The sequence below is a fragment of the Bradyrhizobium sp. MV1.5 genome (assembly GCF_055807615.1).
This window is the reverse complement of sequence record NZ_JBVVPL010000022.1, coordinates 79,571-94,744: the sequence shown is the minus strand read 5'-3', so window position 1 is coordinate 94,744 and position 15,174 is coordinate 79,571. Positions and strand designations below refer to the sequence as shown.

16 protein-coding genes and 1 pseudogene are annotated in these 15,174 nt (G+C 64.0%); 4 read left to right on the top strand and 13 right to left on the bottom strand.

From position 1 onward, the window contains the following. Positions 1 to 4: 4 nt before the first annotated feature. Positions 5 to 733, top strand: a complete 729-nt coding sequence (locus AC0L2J_RS21120) for a glutathione S-transferase family protein (protein WP_007605274.1) — start codon at positions 5 to 7, stop codon at positions 731 to 733. Positions 734 to 1,002: 269 nt separating this feature from the next. On the opposite strand, the gene AC0L2J_RS21115 is transcribed toward AC0L2J_RS21120, so the two are convergent. From AC0L2J_RS21115 to AC0L2J_RS21065, 11 genes and pseudogenes are all read right to left on the bottom strand, one after another. After that, the gene (locus AC0L2J_RS21115; RefSeq protein ID WP_473393825.1) at positions 1,003 to 2,154 is read right to left on the bottom strand and encodes an ABC transporter substrate-binding protein; all 1,152 of its coding nucleotides are present in this window, start codon (positions 2,152 to 2,154) and stop codon (positions 1,003 to 1,005) included. Positions 2,155 to 2,232: 78 nt separating this feature from the next. Then, the gene (locus AC0L2J_RS21110; protein WP_473393821.1) at positions 2,233 to 2,664 is read right to left on the bottom strand and encodes an acyl-CoA thioesterase; all 432 of its coding nucleotides are present in this window, start codon (positions 2,662 to 2,664) and stop codon (positions 2,233 to 2,235) included. Positions 2,665 to 2,674: 10 nt separating this feature from the next. Next, positions 2,675 to 3,436, bottom strand: coding sequence for an SDR family NAD(P)-dependent oxidoreductase (locus tag AC0L2J_RS21105; protein ID WP_473393818.1), 762 nt, complete (start codon positions 3,434 to 3,436; stop codon positions 2,675 to 2,677). Positions 3,437 to 3,457: 21 nt separating this feature from the next. After that, positions 3,458 to 5,344: a feruloyl-CoA synthase gene (locus AC0L2J_RS21100; protein ID WP_473393815.1), complete on the bottom strand. Its 1,887-nt coding sequence runs from the start codon at positions 5,342 to 5,344 to the stop codon at positions 3,458 to 3,460. Next, positions 5,341 to 6,150, bottom strand: coding sequence for a crotonase/enoyl-CoA hydratase family protein (locus AC0L2J_RS21095; RefSeq protein ID WP_007605285.1), 810 nt, complete (start codon positions 6,148 to 6,150; stop codon positions 5,341 to 5,343). Before AC0L2J_RS21095 ends, AC0L2J_RS21100 begins: the two co-directional genes overlap by 4 nt. 180 nt (positions 6,151 to 6,330) lie before the next feature. Continuing rightward, the gene (locus AC0L2J_RS21090; protein ID WP_473393808.1) at positions 6,331 to 6,630 is read right to left on the bottom strand and encodes an addiction module antidote protein; all 300 of its coding nucleotides are present in this window, start codon (positions 6,628 to 6,630) and stop codon (positions 6,331 to 6,333) included. Positions 6,631 to 6,633: 3 nt separating this feature from the next. Beyond that, positions 6,634 to 6,932: pseudogene (locus AC0L2J_RS21085) on the bottom strand (type II toxin-antitoxin system RelE/ParE family toxin). Positions 6,933 to 6,999: 67 nt separating this feature from the next. Continuing rightward, positions 7,000 to 7,461: a DUF3237 domain-containing protein gene (locus AC0L2J_RS21080; protein ID WP_473248221.1), complete on the bottom strand. Its 462-nt coding sequence runs from the start codon at positions 7,459 to 7,461 to the stop codon at positions 7,000 to 7,002. A 12-nt stretch (positions 7,462 to 7,473) separates the two neighbouring features. Next, entirely contained in the window at positions 7,474 to 8,793 is a 1,320-nt protein-coding gene (locus AC0L2J_RS21075; protein WP_007599671.1) for a TRAP transporter large permease, read from the bottom strand. Positions 8,794 to 8,795: 2 nt separating this feature from the next. After that, positions 8,796 to 9,305, bottom strand: coding sequence for a TRAP transporter small permease (locus AC0L2J_RS21070; protein WP_007605289.1), 510 nt, complete (start codon positions 9,303 to 9,305; stop codon positions 8,796 to 8,798). 132 nt (positions 9,306 to 9,437) lie between these two features. Then, the gene (locus AC0L2J_RS21065; protein WP_063994644.1) at positions 9,438 to 10,454 is read right to left on the bottom strand and encodes a TRAP transporter substrate-binding protein; all 1,017 of its coding nucleotides are present in this window, start codon (positions 10,452 to 10,454) and stop codon (positions 9,438 to 9,440) included. A 214-nt stretch (positions 10,455 to 10,668) separates the two neighbouring features. Here AC0L2J_RS21065 and pobA point away from each other — a divergent pair, with 214 nt between their 5' ends. Together pobA and AC0L2J_RS21055 are read left to right on the top strand one after the other, a co-directional pair. Next, a complete protein-coding gene (pobA, locus tag AC0L2J_RS21060; protein WP_473393802.1) occupies positions 10,669 to 11,838 on the top strand; it encodes a 4-hydroxybenzoate 3-monooxygenase in 1,170 nt (389 codons plus the stop codon). Between the two features lie 252 nt (positions 11,839 to 12,090). Beyond that, entirely contained in the window at positions 12,091 to 12,510 is a 420-nt protein-coding gene (locus AC0L2J_RS21055) for a PaaI family thioesterase (protein ID WP_063994646.1), read from the top strand. Positions 12,511 to 12,630: 120 nt separating this feature from the next. Here AC0L2J_RS21055 and AC0L2J_RS21050 read toward each other — a convergent pair whose 3' ends face one another. Beyond that, complete coding sequence (locus AC0L2J_RS21050) at positions 12,631 to 13,515, bottom strand: LysR family transcriptional regulator (RefSeq protein ID WP_007605294.1); 885 nt, start codon at positions 13,513 to 13,515, stop codon at positions 12,631 to 12,633. Positions 13,516 to 13,635: 120 nt separating this feature from the next. Between AC0L2J_RS21050 and AC0L2J_RS21045 the strand changes: the two genes are divergently transcribed. After that, positions 13,636 to 14,271: a pyridoxamine 5'-phosphate oxidase family protein gene (locus AC0L2J_RS21045; RefSeq protein ID WP_063994648.1), complete on the top strand. Its 636-nt coding sequence runs from the start codon at positions 13,636 to 13,638 to the stop codon at positions 14,269 to 14,271. A 185-nt stretch (positions 14,272 to 14,456) separates the two neighbouring features. Here the strand turns inward: AC0L2J_RS21045 and AC0L2J_RS21040 are convergent, their stop codons facing one another. After that, positions 14,457 to 15,155 (bottom strand): ABC transporter ATP-binding protein, encoded by a 699-nt coding sequence (locus AC0L2J_RS21040; protein ID WP_473393891.1) that lies wholly within the window; start codon positions 15,153 to 15,155, stop codon positions 14,457 to 14,459. Positions 15,156 to 15,174: the final 19 nt, after the last annotated feature.

The following is a 15,174-nucleotide window of genomic DNA, read 5'->3' as shown; positions in this document are numbered from 1 at the left end:
CTTCATGATCACGCTTTACGGCTTTGGCGCCGGCTTCGGCCTGCCGGAAATCAGCCCCTTCGTCACCAAGACGGAGGTGCAGCTCAAGATGGCGGGACTGCCCTACCGGAAGGAGCGGGCGATGCCGCCCGCCTCTCCCAAGGGGCAGCTGCCTTTCATCGACGATGGCGGCGAGGCGGTGGCCGATTCCACCTTCATCCGCGCCCATATCGAGCGCCGCTACGGCTTCGATTTCGACGCCGGTCTGTCGCTCGTCGAGCGCGCGCAGGCTTGGGCATTCGAGCGCATGATCGAGCACCACGTTTATTTTGCGCTGGTCGGGGCGCGCTGGGTCGACCCGGTCAACTTCGCCAAGGGGCCTGCGCATTTCTTCGACGGCGCGCCGGAGCACAATCGCGAGAAGTTGCGCGAGGACGCGCAATTCCGTGTCGCCGAGAACTACCTGCTCTCCGGATTAGGCCGGCACGCGCCCGATGACGACGTCGATCTCGCCGTGCGCTCGCTGTTTGCGCTCTCGGTGCAGCTCGGCGACAAGTCCTATCTGATGGGCAACAAGCCCTGCGGCGTCGATGCCACCGCCTTCGGTGCACTCGCCGGGATCCTGACGCCGTTTTTCGAATCCACGCTGCGCCGTCGCGCCGAAGGATTTCCGAACCTCACCGCTTATGTCGACCGGATGATGGACATTTACTATCCGGAGTTCGCCTGGACCCCGCTGCGGCAGGCGGCCTGATGACAGCGCGCCCGCAGGCTCGGTGCACCTCTCCCGCTTGCGGGAGAGGTCGACACGCTCGCAGAGCGTGGCGGGTGAGGGCTATCTCCTCTGGGGGGCTTTGCCCGTAGACTCAGACAATCCCAATGCGGAGGCACCCTCACCCCAACCCTCTCCCGCAAGCGGGAGAGGGGGCGCAGCGACACCGGAGGTGCGGCTCGCTCATACAGCCAAAACAAAAGAGCCGGCCCATCGGGCCGGCTCTCGTCGTCTCAATCCTGCCGCTGCGTCTATTTCACCAGCATGTACTTGCCGTTCTTCACCGTGAGCAGGATGCGCGAGCGCTCGTCGAGGCCGTAGCGATCCTTCTCGGTGAAATTGTAGACACCCTGGCTCGCCGCAAGCTCCTTCTCCGACAGCAGCGCCTGGCGGATCGCTTCGCGGAATTCCGGCGTGCCGGGTTTCGCCGTCTTGAGTGCCGCCGGGATGATGCGCTTGAGAATCTCGAACGCGTCGTAAGAGTGACCGGCGAACTGGCTGCGGCTGTTCGGGCCGTACTTGGCTTCATAGGCCGAGTTGAGCGCGAGGCCCGGCTTCTTGGTGGCGGCTTCGTCCGGCTGGTCCTCGGGATCCATGACGGGACCAGAGGCCATCAGCACGCCTTCCGCCGCTTTGCCGGCGATGCGGATGAAGTCCATGCTGGCGGCGCCGTGGGTCTGGTAGATCAGGCCCTGATAGCCACGCTCGCGCAGCTCGGTCTGCGGCAGCGCGGCGGCGGTGCCGGAAGCGCCGACCAGAATGGCGTCGGGATTCGCCGCCACGAGCTTCAGCACCTGTCCGGTCACCGAGGTATCGGGGCGAGCGAAGCGCTCCTCGTCGGCGATGGTTATGCCCATCGGCACGGCCTGCGCCTTCAAATCGTTGAACCAGAGGTCGCCATAGGAGTCGGAATAGCCGATATAGCCGACGGTCTTCACGCCCTTGGCCTTCATGTGGTTGTACAGCACCTTGCCCACGATCGGGATCGGCTGCGGCATCGCCACCGACCACTTCATGCGCTCCGGTGTGATCGGGAACGGCGCCAGGCCGAAATGCGGAATGCCGGCTTCGTTGGCGACGTTGGACACCGCGATGGTCGGCGGCGTCAGCGCCGAGCCCATGATGATGTCGGCCTTGGATTCGGTCACGAAGCGGCGGCCGTTGGTGGTCGCGGTGGTGGGATCGCCGCCGTCGTCGAGCACGATCACCTTCAGCGGAACGCCGCCGATCTCCTTCGGCACGAACTCCAGCGCATTGCGCTCGGGAATGCCCAACGCTGCGCCCGGGCCGGTCGTGGTGGTGGTGATGCCGATGGTGACCTCGGCGGTCTGGGCCAGCGCGGGCACGGCCGGTAGCGCAAGCGCGGCCGCGGTGACGGCGGCGGTCAGGTAAAAGCGTTTCATCTATTCCTCCCTTTATGTGTTTCTTTGAAAGCAGAAATCGGGGGGTAATTCAGCCCCCTCTTTTGGTGATGTGGCGATTTAGCTCCGGGCCTCGCTCCCCGTGAATTTGGCTACCATTTCCGCAGGAAACGGTGCCGATTTCAGTTTGTCGGGGTTAACGGGGTCGCGGCCGACCAGGACACGGGTCTCGAAACCCTCGATCGCCAGCGCCTCGCCCTTGTAGACGCTGTGCTTCACCTCGAAACTCGAGCGCTTGATGCTCTCGACCTTCGTCTCGATGGTGATCCAGTCGCCGTAAGTCGAGGGGATGTAGAACTTGGCGCGCGTGTCGACCATGGGAATGCCCACCAGGCCGTATTTCTTGACCAGGTCCTGCTTGGAGAACCCGGCGACCTCGAACAGGGTCGACGTCGAATCGTCGAACATCGCGAAATAACGCGGGTAATAGACGATGTTGGCGGGGTCGCAGTCACCCCACTGGATCTGGACGTCGCGCCGGTTCACGAACATATGTCGCGCCCTATTTCGGTGCCATGCGCAGCGAGCCGTCGAGGCGCACCACTTCGCCGTTCAGGTAGGAATTCTCGACCATGTGCAGGGCGAGCGCCGCGAACTCGTCGGCGTGGCCGAGCCGGCGCGGGAACGGGATTGCGGCGGCGAGTGAGTCCTGGGCTTCCTGCGGCAGGTTGGCCAGCAGCGGCGTGAGGAACAGGCCGGGCGCGATCGTCAGCACGCGGACGCCGAACTGCGCCAGCTCGCGCGCGATCGGCAGCGTCATGCCGACGATGCCGCCCTTCGAGGCCGAATAGGCCGATTGCCCGATCTGGCCGTCATAAGCGGCAACGGACGCCGTGTTGATGATGACGCCGCGCTCGCCGGTTGCCTGCGGCTCGAGTTTGGACATCTCGTTCGCGGCAAGGCGAAGCATATTGAAGGTGCCGATCAAATTGACCTTGATCACCTTGTCGAAATCGGCGAGCGCCATCGGGCCGTCGCGGCCGACGACGCGCTTGGCAACGCCGATGCCGGCGCAATTGACCAGCACGCGCGCGGGTCCATGGGCCTTGGTCGCCTGCGCGATCGCCGCCTCAGCGGAAGCCGCATCGGAAACATCGCAGGTCACCGCGACGCCCTTGATCTCGGCGGCCACGGTTTCCGCGAGCTTGGCATTGAGATCGAACACTGCGACCTTGGCGCCCTGCGCCGCCAGCTTTCGCGCGGTCGCCGCGCCCAGTCCCGACGCGCCGCCCGTGACGATGACAGCCTGATCCTTCAACAACATGGCGTTCTCCCTGTAGTTTTCTTACCCGACCGATATCACACGGTCCGATGGATTGGCAGCGTAGAGCTCCTCGATCAGCAGGCTGCGATGCTCGAGCACCGCGCGCTGGTTGATCGAGCCCTTGTCGGTGACTTCGCCCTTGTCGATCGAGAGTGGCGTGTCCATGAGGATCGCGCGCGTGATCCGCGTCGAGGAGCCGGTAGCCGCGCCGAGAAAGCGGGTCAGCCGTTCACGAAATGCCTCGCGCACCAGCCGGTCGCGGGTCGCGACGACGAGATCGTCGGTCGGCAGCGTCGGGTTGATCAGCCGGCAGCCGTCGAGATCGAGCACGACGAGCGCGGAGACCTCGTCACGGTTGATGCCGGCGATGACGACGTCGCGCACCAGCGGTGCGCAGGCCGCAACGAAGCGCGCGCGCAACGGGCCGACGCTGACCCAGGTGCCGCTGCCGAGCTTGAAATCCTCACCGATGCGGCCGTCGAAATCGAAGCCGGCGTTGAGATCATCGGGATCGACGGGCTTGAGGGCATCGCCCAGCTTGTAGAAGCCCTCTTCGTCGAACGAATTTGCGGTGATGTCGGGCTGGCGCCAGTAGCCGGGCATCACGTTCGGCCCCTTGCAACGAACTTCCATCTTGCCGTTGTTCGGCACCAGCTTGGCGTCGTTGCCGGATACGGGAAGCCCGACATGGCCGGAGCGGCTGGTGCGCGGGTTGACGGACATGAAGAACGGCGCGGTCTCGGTTGCACCCAAGCCGGTCAGCATCGGCACGCGGTAGCCTTTTTCCTTCACCGCGAGCTCGTCGAGGCTGTTCCAGACGAACGGAGACAGCGCCGCGCCCGAGAAGAACATCGCGTGCAGCCGGTCGAAGAATTTTGCGCGCAGGCCCTGGTCGTCGCGCAGATAAGGCAGCAGCGACTCGTAGCCCTTGGGCACGTTGAAATAAACCGTCGGCGAAATCTCCTGGAGATTGCGTACGGTTTCCTCGATGCCTCCAGGCACCGGCTTGCCGGCATCGAGATACATCGAGCCGCCATTGTAGAGCGTCAGCCCGATATTGTGGTTGCCGCCAAAAGTGTGATTCCAGGGCAACCAGTCGATGATGACCGGCGGCTCGTCCTTGAGGAAGGCGAGCGTCTCGCGCAGCATCACCTGGTTGGCGCAGATCATGCGCTGGGTGTTGATGACCGCCTTGGGGTTGCCGGTCGAGCCCGAGGTCAGCAGGAATTTCGCGATGGTGTCGGGGCCGATCTTGCCGTGGATCTCCTCCAGATCGGCGCGGATCGGCGTCGCCATGAGGTCGGCGAGCAAGGTGACGTCGCGGCCCGGCACGCGGCCGTAGGACGCCGCGATCTCGGTGCCGAGCGAGACGTTGACCGCGAGCGCGTCGGCGAATTTGTCGGCGTCCTCGGCGAAGACGAGGCCGGGCGTCAGCAGCTTCATCAAATAGGAGAGCTTGCCGTAATCCTTCGACACCAGCGAATAGGCCGGCGACACCGGGCAGAACGGAACGCCGGCATAGAACGCGCCGAACGCCAGCAATGCGTGGTCGATCGAATTGCCGGAGAGGATGACGACCGGCCGTTCCGCCGACAACCCGCGCGCAATGAGCCCTGAGGCGATGTGCCGGCTCGCGGCGAGCAGCTCGGCGTAGCTGATCTTGCGCCAGAAGCGGCCGCCTTCGCGCTCGGCCATGAAGACGCGATCCGGCGTCGCGCTCGCCCAGTGATGCAGGCGGTCGGTGATGCGGGCCGGATAGTCGCCGAGCGGCTGTTTGGGCCGCAGGTAAATCGTGCCGTCGTCGCGCCGCTCGATATTCACGACGGGATCGCCGAATGAAATGGGCCGCAGCGGGGAAGTGCTCGCGCCGCGCTCCATGCTGGAAGAGGACGACGGCTGCGCGCTCATGATTTCGGCTTCACCTTTGCGGTCTTGTGTTCGAGGAACTCGCGAATCCTGCGCTTGGCTTCCTTGTCGCTCTGCGCCACCGTCGCCATCAGCGATTCCATCAACAGGCCGGTCTGCGGATTGGCCTCCGCGATCATCGGGAGCGCCTGGAGCACGGCGAAATTGGTTAGCGGCGCGTTGGAGGCGACCTTGGTCGCAAGCTCCATCGCCTTGCCGAGGCCGTTGCCGGCTTCCGTGACATATTGCGCAAAGCCGTAGGAGGTGCCTTCGGTCGCGGAATAGACGCGGCCGGTCAGCATCATGTCCATCATCCTGGCGACGCCGATCAGGCGCGGCAGGCGCACCGAACCGCCGCCACCGACGAAGATGCCGCGCTGCCCCTCCGGCAGCGCGAAATAGGTCGACGGTTCGGCGACACGGATATGCGCCGCACAGGCAAGCTCCAGCCCGCCGCCGATCACGGCGCCTCTGAGCGCCGCGATCACCGGCACCCGGCTGTACTGGATGCGGTCGAACACCCGGTGCCACATCTGGGAATGGAGAAGGCCGCCGGTGGCGTCATGGTCGGTCAGTTCGGAGAGATCGAGACCGCTGGAGAAATGGTCGCCGATGCCATGGATGACGACCGCGCCGATATCCTCGGGCAGGGACGCAAAACACTCGCCGATCTCCAGGATGATGCCGTCGTTGAGTGCATTGCGCTTCGCCGGCCGATTGAGGCCGACGGTCAAAACCCGATCCGCCCGCTCGATCTTCAATAGCCCGGAGGCGCCCGCGTCAGCGGTCTCGGCGTTTCCCTGTGTCATTTGCGTCCTTGTCAGAATAGTTATGTTGTATAACGAATTCAGGGGGAGTCAATACGGCTGACAGCGGGGAAGCCGATCCATAGTCCGCAAAAGGGACGACAGTCCGGGTGCAGCGCCCGTACCCGAATGCCGATGCGCAAGATTGGGATGAATATCGCCGACGCCGATGCTATCCGGCCGCTACGCCGCCTTGGTTCCGCTTTGGGGTTGCGCCACAAGATTGATACCCATGGCGTGGAGAACTTTTATCACAGTGCCGAATTCGGGTTTGGCCTCGCCGCCAAGCGAGCGATACAAGTTCTCACGGGATAGACCGGCCTTTTCGGCAATGGCGCCCATGCCCTGAGAGCGGGCTACGGCGCCGATTGCCATCGTTATTGCGGACGGATCGTCGGATTCGAAGGCTTCGGTGAGATAGGCCGCAATCATCTCGGGGCTGTCGAGGTACTCCGCAGTATCAAATGATTTCACTTTTGCCATTGCTCAGACCTCCAATTCGCTCGCGATCTTCTTTGCCAACGCTATGTCCCCCGGCTGAGAGCCTTTATCGCCCCCGCAAAGGAGAACAATGATCTCCTCGCCCTCGGGGCAACGTAATAGATCCGGTAGCCGGCGCCCTCATGGACTCTCATTTCGCTGATGCCGCCTCCGACCGGAGCAACGTCTCCGGGATTGCCGAGCGCCAGCCGCTCGATCCGGGCGAGGATTTTCGCCTTCGCTCTCCGGTCTCGCAGGTTTCTAAGCCAGTCAGAGAATTCGTCGGTTCTCTTGATCGTTGGCATTTGTAGCGTATACGCTACAGATGCCGTACTGTCAATGGACTAGCCGGTCCTTGGGTGCGGCGCGCGTTCACATCACCTGATGCACGTCGATCACGACGCGATCCGCATGCCGCGCTGCTGAACCGACAAAAATGTGCTGCATCAGCCAGCGGTAGTTCTCGTGCCCCGTTTCGAATTTCGGCACGGTGCGGAAATAGATCAGTTTGGGATCCACCGGCTCGCCGCGCTTGAGCTTTTGCAACAGCTCGACCGGGCCGAAGCGCATGCCCTTGTTCTCGACATAGACGACGGCGCCGTCGTCGGTTTCGAACGCGTACTTCGCTTCGAGATCGATCAGCTCATTCGGGCGGATGGTCTGGAAGTCGGCACCGAACGGCAGCACGCGGCCGGTGATCGCGCCCGTCACCTCGCCGCCGATGATCGGGATGATGCGGCGAATGCCGATGCCGGTCTCGCCGGCGGTGACGACGTCGCCGATGCGTGCGGTAACGGTGAAGACGTATTTGGTTTCCAGTACGGGTATGGTCATCGCTTCACCTCATCAATGCGCCATCATCCGCGTCGGCAGCCACGTCGCCAGCAGCGGGAAGGCGATCAGGATCACCAGGCGCACGAGGTCTGTCGCCACGAACGGAATCACGCCCTTGAAGATGGTGGAGAAGGAGACGTCCTTCACCACGCTCTTGATGACGAAGACGTTCATGCCCACCGGCGGATGGATCAGTCCGAGCTCGACCGTCATGACGATGATGACGCCGAACCAGATCGGGTCGAAACCGAGATGCATGATCACGGGGAAGATGATCGGCACGGTGAGAATGATCATCGCCATGGCGTCCATCAGGCAGCCGAGCACGAGATACATCACCATGATCAGCGCCAGCACGCCGTAGGGGCCGAGACCGAGGCCGGTGAGGAATTCCGTCACCTTCTGCGGGGTCTGCGTCACCGTGAGGAAATAGCCGAAGATCAGTGCGCCGATCAGCACGGTGAACACGGCCGCCGCCGTGCGCGTCGCCTGGAGCAGCGAGGCCAGAATCTTCTCGCGGTCGAGGCGGCCGGTCGCCACGCCGATGATGAAGGCGCCGGCAGCGCCGACGCCGCCCGCTTCCGTCGGCGTGAAGCGCGGCAGATAGGGCAGGCCGTAAAGGCCGCCGATCACGAACACGAACAGCAGCACCGGCGCCCAGATGTCCTTCAGACCGGCGAAGCGCTCGCGCCACGGCAGCACCTTGCCCTTGGGCAGGAAGTCCGGCCGGAAATAGCCGATCAGGAAGATCGTGATCATGTACATGGTCATCGCCAGGATGCCCGGGATGATGCCGGCGATGAACAGCTTGCCGATGTCCTGCTCGGTGATGATGCCGTAGACGGCGAGCACGGTGGACGGCGGCAGCATCGCGCCCAGCGTGCCGCCGGCCGCGATCACGCCGGTGGCAAACGATTGCGGATAGCCGAAACGGCGCATCTCGGGGTACGCGACCGCTGAGAAGGTCGCGGCGGTCGCGACCGAGGAGCCGCAGATCGCGGCAAACCCGCCGCAGGCGCCGACGGTGGCGATGCCGAGCCCGCCGCGCAAATGGCCGACGAAGCCGTTGGCGGCGCGGAACAGCTCACGGCTCATGCCGGAATTGCTGACGAAGGAGCCCATCAACAGAAACATCGGAATGACGCCGAAGGTGTAGTCGGTCACCGTGCGCATCGAGGTCTGGCCGACCAGCTTCAGCGCCGGCGTGGCGCCGACGAGATAGGAGAAGCCGGAGACGCCGACGAGGCCCATGGCCATGCCGACGGGCACGCGCAGCAGCATCAGGGCGAACAGGGAAACAAAGCCGATAACGGCGACGGCATCGGTGCTCATGATTACTCCGTCGCCTTCAGCTTGGGGTCGTGCATCTCTTCGGGATGGAAGATCAACCGGTAGGTGCGGATCGCGATCAGCAGCACGGCCGAGACGTCGCCGATCCAGGCGATCGCGAAGAACGGCCAGGTCGGCATGTGCATGTCGAAGGTCTGGACGTTGTCGTTGTAGGTGCCGCGCACCTTGTCGAACAGCGTCCAGGTCTGCACCGTCACGACGAACAGCAGCACCAGTGTCGCGAACACGTCGATCCAGCGCTGGTAGCGCGGCCCGACATTGCCCCAGACCAGATCGACCGTGATGTGGGTGCCGCGATAGGAGGTTGCGGCGATGCCCCAGAAGATGAGGATGCCGAGCAGCATGCGGCCGATGTCGAAACTATCGGGGATCGAATAGTTCAGCGTGTTGCGCAGCAGCACCGACAGGAAGATGTCGAGCGCGACGATGCCGACGAAAGCCGCGGCGATCCATTCGATCGAATCGATAACGCGATCCATCCAGCTGCGCTTCATGGGAGCTTCCAAAGAGATGCCATCCTCAGACGGGAGAGGGAGGGAACGCGCGATGCGCTCCTCCGTCTCGACCCGCTTGCAGAACAACGGCGGCGAGATGCATCCCGCCGCCGCATGTGTTTCGACGCGGAGCTACTCCGCCAGCGCGTTGTATTTCTTCAGCGAGGCCTTCAGCTCGCTAAGCGCCGCGTCCGGATCCGCGCCGGCCTTCTTCGCGCCGTCGGACCAGGTCTTCACCAGCGGCTCGGCGGCCTTCTTCCAGGCGGCGGTCTGCTCGGGCGTCAGCTTGTAGACCTCGTGGCTGGTCTCCGCCTTGACCTTGTCGATGCCGGCATCCTCGAACTTGCCCCAGTGCTCGCCGACCACGCCTGCCATCTCGACCGTGCAATTCTTGTCGATCGCCGCCTTCTGCTTGTCGGACATCGCATTGTACTTGTCCTTGTTCATGACGAACACGAAGGTCGTGGTGTAGAGCGGCGCCTCCATGTCGTATTTGGTCACCTTGTCGATGCCGAACAGCACCAGCGAGCCCCAGGGAAAGGTGACGCCGTCGGCGACGCCGCGCTCGATGATGTCGCGCACTTCGGGCGCGGAGGACTGCACATTGGTGCCGCCGAGCGAGGTGACGAAATTCGCCATGGTGGCGTGGGCGGGGCGGATCTTCAGCCCCTTCACGTCCTCCGGCATCACGATCTTCTTGGTCTTGGAATGGAAGGAGGAGGGCGAGTGGACGAAGGCGAGGCAGTACTTGACGTCCTTCATCTCCTTCTCGGCGTATTTGCGATACCAGGCATCCAGCCCCATCGAGCCGCCCTTGGCGTCCGAGATCAGGAACGGCAGCTCGCCGGCGCCGATGATCGGGAAACGGCCGGGCTGGTAGCCGGGATTGACGTAGGTGACGTCGGCGATGCCGTCGCGCGCCATATCGTAATGGTCGAAGGCCTTGCCCATCTGCTGGGCCGGGAACACCTTGCCCTTGATGGTGCCGCCGGAATCCTTCTCGACCGCGGCTGCCCAATCCTCGAGCGATTTCTGCAGCGGATGCGAGGCCGGCACCCAGTGCGAGATCTTCAAATCGAAGGTCTTATCCTGCGCGAACGCAGGGCTCACACTTGCTGCCAGCAGCAACGCCAGACAGGCTTTCCTCATCACGCGTCTCTCCCTCTTTTGACGGCGGGCTTCGATGGCCCGGTCTCGTTAATTAACATGTTATCTAATTGGCCGGCGCGTTCAAGCCGGAACTGGCGCGGCGTGCCGCCGCGCACTCCCTTTTGCCCAACCGTTATATGATATAATTATCGTGCGCGGACGGCTGCGACAAGCGAGCCGCGACGAAAGCCTACAGGATCGGGAGGAGCAAGTATTGCGGACAAAAGTCGCAATCATCGGGGCAGGGCCGGCTGGATTGTTGCTTGGGCAACTGCTGCACCGATACGGCATCGACAATGTCATTCTGGAGCGGCAGAGCCCGGATTATGTGCTCGGCCGCATCCGTGCCGGGCTGCTGGAGGAGGGAACCGTTGCGCTGCTCGACCAGATCGGCGCCGGCGCACGGGCGCATGCCGAAGGGCTGGTGCATGAAGGGATCGAGCTCGCCTTCTCGGGGCGCCGGCACCGCATCGACATGAAGGCTGCGACCGGCAAGACGGTCATGATCTACGGCCAGACCGAGGTCACGCTGGATCTGATGAATGCGCGCACGGCCGCCGGCCTCACCTCGGTCTACGAGGCCAGGGACGTGCAGCCGCATGATTTCGACGGCAGTCACCCGCGCGTAACCTACGTGAAGGATGGCGTCACCCACACCATCGATTGCGATTTCATCGCCGGCTGCGACGGCTTTCACGGCGTGAGCCGCGCCAGCGTTCCGGCTTCGGCGATCGAGGAGTTCGAGCGCATCTACCCGTTCGGCTGGCTCGGCATCCTCTCGGAGACGCCGCCGGTCAGCCACGAGCTGATCTATTCGAACCACGCCCGCGGCTTTGCGCTGTGCACCATGCGCTCGACCAGACGCAGCCGTTACTATGTGCAATGCGCGCTCGACGACCATGTTGACCAATGGCCGGACGACCGTTTCTGGGACGAGCTCAAGCGCCGGCTCGATCAGGACGCCGCGGACAGCCTCGTCACGGGTCCCTCGATCGAGAAGAGCATTGCGCCGCTGCGCAGCTTCGTCGCCGAGCCGATGCGTTTCGGCAAGTTGTTCCTGTGCGGCGACGCCGCCCATATCGTGCCGCCGACCGGCGCCAAGGGGCTGAACCTGGCCGCGAGCGACGCGCATTATCTGTCGAGTGCGTTCCGCGAGTTCTACGATGAAAAATCCAGCGCCGGAATTGATGGCTATTCGGCGAAGGCACTGGCGCGGGTCTGGAAGGCCGTGCGCTTCTCCTGGTGGATGACCTCGATGCTGCACAAATTCCCCGACACCGGCACGATCGGCGCGCGCATCCAGCTCGCGGAACTCGATTACGTCACGCAGTCGCAGGCCGCGATGACGTCGCTATCGGAGAATTACGTGGGGTTGCCGTTTTAGAGGCGCGGCTGGTACCGCATACTCCCGTCATTGCGAGCGTAGCGAAGCAATCCAGTGTCCCTCCGAGGAGGCAGTCTGGATTGCTTCGTCGCATCAGCGCAAAATTGCTTTGCAATTTTGTCGCGAGCTCCTCGCAATGACAGGGGGGCGACCATTTCAAACGCCCGCGCAAATGTCGTTTAAAACTTTGTAGGTGATGCAACCGTCACGTCCCTCGCGTTCAATGGCGGCCGCCACCAACGCGAGACAGACATGACCAGCACCGACATTCCGCTCGGCTTCGAGCCGCATTTCCGCAAAGCCCCGCTCACCGACCCCTGGGAGCCGCTTTACTCCAGGAAGACCGACAACGGCGTCACCGTGGGATTGCGGCTGGCAAAGCCGCACACCAACGCGCGCGGGCTGATCCATGGCGGCCTGATCGCGGCGCTGGCCGATGCCGCCATGGGCTACAGCTGCGCGCAGGCGACAGGCTGGACCACCTCGTTGGTCACGATCTCGCTGTCGGTCGATTATGTCGGCGCCGGCGAGATCGGCCAATGGCTCGCGGTCGAGGGCGAGGCGATCAAGACCGGTAGCACCATCTGCTTCGCGCAGTGCCTCGCGAAGGCCGACGACGCCGTGATCGCCCGCGCCAGCGGCACCTTTCGCGTCGTGCCGAAGAAGGGGTGACGTCTCCGTGCCCCGGACGCAGCGCAGCGCTCTTGCGTTGCGCTGCAGAGCCGGGGCCCATTCATCCACGCGCAAAGAACTGGGTCCCGGCTCGCGCTGCGCGCGTCCGGGACACGAGATCTACCCAAACCTCCACTCCGCGGTCTCGACCACGAGATCGACGAAGGCGCGCACCTTGGCGGAGAGCAGGCGCGAGGTCGGGTAAACGATGTGGATCGGCAGCGCCGGCTGCTCGTAGTTCGCCAGCACGATCTTGAGCCTCCCGCGCCGCAAGCCTTCGGCGGCCTGATAGGCCAGCACCCGGGTCAGGCCGCCGCCGGCCTCGGCATATTGCAGGGCGGCGTCGGCGCTGTTGCTGGCGAACCGTGGATTCGGCGCCACCTCGATATCGCGGCCGTCCTGCACGAACCGCCAGTTCGCAGATGCACCGAACGCGATGGTCTCGTGCGTAAGCAATGCCTCCGGCGTTTTCGGCTCGCCATGCCGCTTGAGATAGCCTGGCGTCGCCACCACGATCCGCCGCATCTCGCCGACCTGGCGCGCGACGAGGGAGGAGTCGGAGAGATGGCCGATCCGCACCGCGACGTCGACGGCATCTTCCACGAGATTGACCATGTTGTCCGACAGCCGCAATTCGCAGGCGACCTCGGGATAGCGCTTGAGGTAGGCGATCATGACAGGCCCGACATGGAGCCGGCCGAAGCCGACCGGCGCCGACACCACCAGCCGCCCGCTCGGCCGGTTGCGCTCCTCCCGTGCAGAGCCGTCGGCCTCCTCGACATCGGCGAGGATGCGACGCGCACGCTCAAGATAGCGCGTGCCCACGTCGGTCAGCCCCACCTGCCGGGTGGTTCGCTGCAACAGCCGCGCGCCGAGATGCTCCTCCAGCGCCGCGATCAGCCGCGTCACCGCGGAGGGGGACAGCCGCAGCTTTCGTGCCGCCGGTGCGAAGCCGCGCAGGTCGGCGACGGTGACGAAAACATGCATGGCTTCAAGGCGGTCCATGACATTGTTGCATATACCGCAATGATGAAGTGTCAAGCGGCCTGATTGTTTTAGCCGGTGAAAAGTCCATTTTAGATGGCGAAGACGCAGGGATGCGCCGGGATTTCAGGAGATGCTCCGATGACGGCAACTCACACCTACGCCAGCGACGTGGCATTCACGCCGGCGGTTAAGTCGATCCAGACCCGAAAGGGATCACGCGAAGGCTATGCGCATGCCGAGCAGCGCGGCTGGCGCACCGAGGTTGATGAGAACCTCGCGGCGTTTCTGGCCGACGCCAACAGCTTTTATCTCGCCACCGCCTCGGCCGACGGCCAGCCCTACATCCAGCATCGCGGCGGCCCGAAGGGCTTCTTGAGGGTGCTGGACAAGCAGACGCTGGCTTTCACGGACTACGCCGGCAATCGGCAATACATCACGCAGGGAAACCTGTCCGAAAATCCCAAGGCCTACATCTTCGTGATGGACTACGCCCATCGCCGTCGAGTGAAGATCTGGGGCGAGGCGCGGGTGGTCGAGGACGACGAGGCGCTGACGACATCGCTGATGCCGAAAGGCTATCGCGCCCGGCCCGAGCAGGTGATCCTGTTCAAGATCGAAGCGTGGGACACGAACTGCCCGCAGCACATCCCGCAGAAGTTCGACGCGTCGGATGTTGCGGCGGCGCTGGCGGCAAGGGATGCGAAAATCGCGGAGCTGGAAGCGGAGGTCGCGGCGCTGAAGGGGGAGACGAAGTCACCATCCAGTGAAAGCTAGAGCGGCTGGCGCGGTGCACCCTCTCCCCTTGCGGGAGAGGGTGGCTCGTCGCGGAGCGACGAGACGGGTGAGGGGTCTCTCTCCGCAGCCGATGGTCCCACGTCGTCATTAGCGGAGAGAACCCATCCGGTGCTTCGCGCCACCTTCTCCCGAAAGGGGAGAAGGAAGGCGAGTTCGCGGCGACGTTACAACCCGTTCGCGGCTTCGTGCTGGAAGCCGAGATAGCTGGCGGCGACGCGCTCGTTCGCCGCGATGTCGCTGGCCTTGCCGCTGAGCACGAACTCCCCGAGCTCCATGACGTAGGCCTGATCCGCGATCTTGAGCGCGGCCTGGGCGTTCTGCTCGACCAGCAGCACGGAGACGCCGGCGGCGCGCAGTTCGGTGACGATGCGGAAAATGTCGGCGACGATGATCGGGGCGAGGCCGAGGCTCGGCTCGTCCAGCATCAGGAGCTTGGGATCGCCCATCAGTGCGCGGCCCATTGCGAGCATCTGCTGCTCGCCGCCGGAGAGCGTGCCGGCGAGTTGCTTGCGCCGCTCCTTGAGCCGCGGAAACAGCGTGTAGACCCGCTCCATCGAGGTTTTCGCCTTGCTTCTCTCGATGCGGAAGGCCCCTAACTCGAGATTGTCCTCGACATTCATGGTCACGAACAATTCGCGGTGCTCGGGAACGAGGCCAAGCCCCATGGCAACGCGGTCCTCGATGTCGAGCCGCGACAGGTCCTGACCTGCGAATGAAACGCGCCCCTTCAGCGGCAAGATGCCGATGATGGCGGAGAGCAGCGTGGTCTTGCCGGCGCCGTTCGGGCCGATGATGGTGGTGATGGTGTGTTTTTGGCCACAGAAGCAGACACCCCGCCCCCGCCCCCCCCAAGCAGAAATCACCAATGGGGGCGGCCGCCGC